The organism is Mesorhizobium sp. M7A.F.Ca.CA.001.08.2.1, assembly GCF_003998455.1.
GTDB classification, from domain to species: domain Bacteria; phylum Pseudomonadota; class Alphaproteobacteria; order Rhizobiales; family Rhizobiaceae; genus Mesorhizobium; species Mesorhizobium ciceri.
Genome location: NZ_RZPW01000364.1, coordinates 1 through 6,095, shown reverse-complemented (window position 1 = coordinate 6,095; position 6,095 = coordinate 1). Strand labels below are relative to the sequence as shown.

5 protein-coding genes are annotated in these 6,095 nt (G+C 64.0%); 2 read left to right on the top strand and 3 right to left on the bottom strand.

Features of this window, described 5'->3' with window-relative positions; genetic code table 11:
• Positions 1–204: 204 nt before the first annotated feature.
• Together EN914_RS20730 and EN914_RS20725 are read left to right on the top strand one after the other, a co-directional pair.
• Positions 205–2,331, top strand: a complete 2,127-nt coding sequence (locus EN914_RS20730) for a TonB-dependent hemoglobin/transferrin/lactoferrin family receptor (RefSeq protein ID WP_032898597.1) — start codon at positions 205–207, stop codon at positions 2,329–2,331.
• A gap of 2 nt (positions 2,332–2,333) precedes the next feature.
• Entirely contained in the window at positions 2,334–3,419 is a 1,086-nt protein-coding gene (locus EN914_RS20725; protein ID WP_024501575.1) for a siderophore-interacting protein, read from the top strand.
• Here the strand turns inward: EN914_RS20725 and EN914_RS20720 are convergent.
• From EN914_RS20720 to EN914_RS20710, 3 genes are all read right to left on the bottom strand, one after another.
• Positions 3,380–3,838: an aconitase X swivel domain-containing protein gene (locus EN914_RS20720; RefSeq protein ID WP_024501576.1), complete on the bottom strand. Its 459-nt coding sequence runs from the start codon at positions 3,836–3,838 to the stop codon at positions 3,380–3,382. The two genes, EN914_RS20725 and EN914_RS20720, sit on opposite strands and share 40 nt — an antisense overlap.
• A complete protein-coding gene (locus EN914_RS20715) occupies positions 3,835–5,085 on the bottom strand; it encodes an aconitase X (RefSeq protein ID WP_127389230.1) in 1,251 nt (416 codons plus the stop codon). The genes EN914_RS20720 and EN914_RS20715 overlap by 4 nt, the downstream gene beginning before the upstream one ends.
• Before the next feature lie 70 nt (positions 5,086–5,155).
• On the bottom strand, positions 5,156–6,095 hold a 940-nt coding region (locus tag EN914_RS20710; RefSeq protein WP_164778824.1), incomplete at its 5' end, for an ABC transporter ATP-binding protein.

Below are 6,095 nucleotides of genomic sequence, written 5' to 3'. Positions count from 1 at the left end.
GCCTTCGCCTAAACTGCCGACCATGCCGCTGTTCCCGTGCCAGATGCTTCTCGAGGATGGTCGGCTATAAATTTAAAGTTGACTTATGTCATCATGTTTTAATATGTGACCCGTGCCCTGACCTGCCTGGTCGAGGGATTTTCAATAATGCCAGCCAAGGCCGCTCAGCCACCGCCAGCAGTTTTGCTTTTGCTTGGGGGCTGCATGACAACGACAACAAACACGACATTGATGGCGAGCACGGCGCTCGCCTTCGTGCTCGGCCTCTGCGCCGTGCCTCTTGCCAGCGCGCAGGAACAGGACCGGGAGAAAAAGGCCGCCGCCAAGACCGGCCGCCTGGCGCCGGCCAGTGTCGCGCAGAACCAGCCGGCGACGATGCTCGACGTGATCACCATCTCGGCAACGATGATCAAAACGGCGGTGATCGAATCGATGGCCGCCATCAGCGCCGTCGATCAGGACGAACTCGACCGCATCCAGCCCGACACAGCCGCCGACATCTTCCGCACCACACCGGGCGTCGCTGCCTCGATGAATGGCGACGATCCCGCAACCGCCATCAACATCCGCGGCCTGGAGCAATATGGCCGCGTCGTCGTCACCCTCGACGGCGCCCGCCAGGACTACTGGCGCGTCGGTCATGGCTCTGGCTCGTTCTATGTCGAACCCGACCTGATCAAGGAAGCCACCGTCATTCGCGGTCCGGTCTCGAATGCCTATGGTTCCGGCGGCATCGGCGGCGTCGTCTCCTTCGAGACCAAGGATGCCGGCGATTTCCTCAAGAAGGATGAGCGCTGGGCGCTGAGCGAGAAGCTCGGCTACGAGGACAATGGCGACGGCTTCACCACCAGCACCACCGGTGCCTACCGCTTCAGCGACGATGCCGATATCATCGGCAACCTCATCTACCGCGACCGCGACAGCTACACCGATGGCAATGGCGACACCGTGCCATGGGCCGGCGAGCGGGTGACCAGCGGCTATCTGAAGGCGACGTTGCGGCCGGCCGATGGCCATGAGCTGAAGCTCGGCGCCATCCTGCAGCGCTACAACGACCAGATCACCGGATCGAGCGGCTCGACCTCGCCGACCCTGAGCCGCTATGACACCGACACCACCAACCAGACCTACACCGCCGCTTACACCTGGAAGCCCGACGACAACGCGCTGATCGACTTCAGCGCCAATGCCTATCACAACCGCACCCGCGCCGAGCAGACTCAGGTCTGGCCGACCTCGGCGATCGGCAATTTCCGCTTCTACGACGTGGCCACGACAGGTTTCAATGTGAAGAACTCCTCGCGGTTCGACGTCTGGGGACTAGCACATACGCTGACCTACGGACTCGACTACTACTATCTCGAGGCCTCCTCGGAAGCGGCGCATTTCGGCGCTGGCCAACAGCAGGGCTATGGCGGCTTCCTGCAGTGGCAGGGCGATTACGGGGACTGGCTGCAGGTCATCGCGGCGATGCGCTATGACGGCTACCAGCTCGATGGCGAGACGCGCATCCCGTCACCGCAGGAAGCCTCGATCTTCGGCGATCGTTGGTCGCCGCGCCTCACCGTCGGCGTCACGCCATTCGATGGCTTCCAGCTCTATGGCACCTATTCCGAAGGCTACCGGGCGCCGGGTCTGCAGGATGTCTTCCGTGGCGGCGGCGCGCATGGCGGCGGTGATACATATCGGCCCAATCTTCTGCTGCAGCCCGAGACGGCAAAGAACTGGGAGGCCGGCGTCAACGTGAAATATGACGATGTGCTGACGGCGGGTGATCGGCTGCGCGCCAAGGTCAACGTTTTCCACACTGACGTCGAGGACTACATCGACGTCGACCTCACCGTGCTGCCGCGCACGGCAATCAACATCGGCGACGCACGCCTGAAGGGCGTAGAGGCCGAGATGGTTTATGATTATGGCTGGGGTTTCGTGAACTTCTCCGGCGCGCTGATCGATGCCAAGGTCGTCAGCGGCGTCTATTCCGGCCAGGCGTTGAACAACACGCCGCTCGACCGCTTCTCGGCCATGATCGGCTTCCGCATGCTGGAGGACCAGCTCACCGTCGGCGCGCAATATCTCAGCGTCGGCAAGATCACCCGCACCAGCCGCACCAATCCCAACGCCGTGCCGGTCGTCGATGACGGTTTCGATCTGGTCAATGTCTTCGCCAACTGGCGCGTCAACGACAACCTCAAGCTCGATTTCGGCGTCGATAACATATTCAACACCGCCTACACCGATCCGCAAAGCGCATGGTCGACCTCGGCGGCAACAGAACAGGGCAAGGGCCGCACCTTCAAGGTGGCCCTCACCGGCAGGATCGGAGGCTGACAATGAACGAAGCATCGGTGCGTGAACTAGCCTGCGAGGCACGGCTCAACCTGCGGCGTCTGCCGGACTACATGGACAGCATCTCCGACAGGCTGCGGAGCTTCGAGGCCGATGCTTCGCATCAGGGACAGCGCATCGATTTCCGCTTTGCCTTCGGCGGCGCCTCGTTCGACATGGAGCGGCTGGTGATGCGGGCCAATGCTGCCGACCGCGACGGGCTCGCCCGTATCAAGGACCTGCTCGCCACAGCCGTACAGGTCTACGCCAAGGAGGAAAACCCCGAGATCGTCTGGACCGGCGATCTCTCAGGCGAAACCAGCCTCGCCCAGTTCCGCGAGATGGTGGTGACCGATGTTCGCGACCTCACTCCGAATATGCGCCGCATTCGTCTGACCGGCGAGAACCTCTCGCGCTTCGCCAAGTTCGGCGGCATGCATATCCGCATGCTGTTTCCGACCAGGGACGTCCCCGATCCGCTGTGGCCGGTGCTGGGCGGCAATGGCTTACCGGTCTGGCCCACCGACGACCGGCGCCCGGTGGCGCGCGTCTACACCATCCGCGCGCTCGACGTGGAAAAGGGCATCATCGATGTCGACTTCCTGATCCATCCCGGCGAGAGCGTCGGCTCCGCCTGGGCCATGCAGGCCGCGCCCAGCATGAAGGTTGGCATCATGGGCCCGGTCGGCCGTCCGGTGCGGCAGGCAGAATGGTACGTCATGGGCGCCGACGAAACCGGCTTGCCGGCGCTGGCTCGGCTGCTGGAGACGCTACCGGCCGGGACAAAAGGCGTCGCCTTCGTCGAGATCGCCAATGATGGTGAAAGACAAGTGATCAACAATGGCACGGGCATCGAGGTGCATTGGCTGACACGGGATGGCGTGGCGGCGGGCGAGGACAGACTGCTGGCCGAGGCTGTCCGCTCGGTGGCATGGCCGCAGGACGGTTCGGCCTTCGGCTGGTTCGCGGCGGAGGCCGCTGCCGCCAAGATCGTGCGCGAATGTTGGCGCGACACGCTGGGGCTTGGTCGCGATCAAACGCTGGCGGCGGCCTATTGGCGGCGTGGCTCTGCCGGATTGATGGTGGGGTGAACTCTGATGATCGGCCCGCCGTCTTTGCCGATGCCGATATCAATCTGATCACCGGAGACAAGGTTCGAAATATCGCACACCACCAGCGGCATGCGGATGTCATAAAGAAATTCGGCAACGATGGCACCGACCGCCAGGATCGGGTCCGGCCGCTCCAGAAGAATACCGGCCGGCGCCGTGCCCCTGCGGATCGCCTCTGCCAGGACCGAGGATGAAGACGACGAGCCGCGCCCGCTCGGCATGACCAAAATCCTGCCGGCGACATTTCGGCCGAGGCCGGGGTGCGAATGGTCTGTTATCTCGCCGGTCTCGGCATCGATACCGCCCCAGAAGCTGAGCGGTTGCGAAAACACCAGCGCCTGACCCTCAGCGTCACCGGCCAGCTGGAAAGTGCCGGTTCGTTTCACCGGTCGCGTCATGACGCGCTCCGCACAACATGCCCGGCCGCAGCAGAGCGGATGCAATCCCGCATCTCGGCGAAGGCGACGGACACACCGATATTGCCGGGTGCATAGTGCGCCCATTTGCCGGAATTGGTCATCACCACGCCGTCGAGACGTTCCAGGATCGATGTGACATAGGTGCAGGTATCGGCGACCGGGATCAGGCCGAACGCCTCCATACCGGCCAGCGCGCCCTCCTCCTGCAATCGCGTCAGCGTCGCGCGGCCGGTGTTGACATAGATCGGAATGCGCCTACCCGGTGCTGCCTCGCGCAGCAACGGCAACAGTCGCATCCATTCCTCATGCGAAAAATGCGGCGTGCCGAGCGACACGGCCGCCAGCGGCGCACCGTCGGGCACGCTCGATAGCCTGGCCAGGCCATGGTCGATATCGGCGCGGGTAATGCGGATCGTCTCGTCAGGCGCATGACCCTGGAACACCTCATCGAGCGTCCTTGCTTCCGGCGTGATGCCGACCGCAGGGAACAGCGCCACAGCACCGGTCGTTGCCGCCGCCGCCCCCAGCGCCTTCAGCTGGTCCTCGTCGCGCGGCCGCGGCAGGCCGGCAATCACCGGAACGCGGTCGCCGCTCGCTTGCCCGATGACAAGTCCGATGCCGACGAACAGGCTGTCGCTCGGCTCGGGGTCGGCAAAGGCCAGTTCGAACAAGATCCGGCCGCGCCGGTTCTCGCTCAGATGCAGCCCCCAGGCCGGCGCGCGTCCGGTCATGGCGCAGCACAGATCGATGAAATCGCCATAGCGGTTGGTCCGCGCGCCGATCACCGAATTGGCAAAGACGATGGCGTTGGATTCCCCCCAGGCGATCTGTTGGCCAAAGCTTGGCCGGAACCGCGTCTGGTAAGGCGCGCAAGTGAAAGTCGCCTGGCAGCCGAGCTCCAGATGCGCCTTCATCAACCGTCGCGCCGGCACCTCTTCGGCCGCCGGCAATTTCACCATGCCGGGATGGATGAGATCGAACGACCCGACATTCAGCGTCGTCGGCACCTGCACGCGGCCGCCACCTTCGACCAGCCGCTCGACGAAATCGAGACCGGCCTTGCCATGGTAGAGACAACCATCGATATGCGCGCCGGCAATGTCGAGCAGACGACCTGCCCCGATCGCATTGGAAAAGGCGACCAGGATTTTCATGGCAGCAGCCGCTGACAGGCCATGCTCGCCGTCGAGCATGGATCGGTCGCGTGCAGTCAGTTCCAGGGTCATCGGTATGCTCCGGGTCGTGCCCGTCTATGCTGTCCCTGATTGCGGACGGTCTGGCAAGACCCGGTGAGGATCAGTTCGCCGCGATCAACACCGTGCTTTCAGGCGACCAGCGCAGCACGACATCCTGACCTTCTGCCAGCCGTTCCATGCCGGTATTCTGCACAATCACTTTCAACGTCTGACCAGCGCGCTCGACGAAATAGGTGCTGTTGCTGCCGGCGAAGATGCGCTTGGAAACCTGTCCCTTGAGCATGTTGGCGTTGCCATCCGGTGCTCCGGCATCCCTGGCGATGCGGATGCGTTCGGGCCGCACGGCACAGCTCGCCCTGGCGCCGGCGGCAAGCTTGGCACCCACACCAACGGCAATCGCCGTTCCGTCCGCCAGCCGGATGCCATCGCCCGTGCTGTCGCCGCGAAAAATGTTGGCGTCGCCGAGGAAGGTGGCGGCGAACTCGCTCTTCGGCCTGTTATAGATCTCCTCCGGCGGCCCCTCCTGCACCAGCCTGCCGTCGCGCAATATGCCGATGCGGTCGCTCATCGTCAGCGCTTCTTCCTGGTCGTGCGTGACGAAGATGGTGGTGATGCCGATCTCGCGCTGGATGCGCTGGAGCTCGATCTGCATATCGACGCGCAGCGCCTTGTCGAGCGCGCCGAGCGGCTCGTCGAGCAGCAGCACGCGCGGCTTGGTGACGATAGCGCGGGCGAGAGCCACACGCTGCCGCTGCCCGCCGGAGAGTTGGTGCGGCCGGCGGCCACCAAGCTTGCCGAGCTGCACCAGATCGAGCGCGCGCTGCACCTCCGTTGCAATCACCGCCTTGGCCTCGCCGCGCACCGACAGGCCGAAGGCGACATTGTCGGCGACGCTCATATTGGGAAACAGCGCATAGTTCTGGAACACCATGCCGATGCGCCGCTTTTCGACCGGCACCCGCTCGACGCTCTCGCCGCCGATGGTGATGCGGCCCGAATCGGGAAAATCGAAACCGGCAATCTGGCGCAGCAGCGTGGTC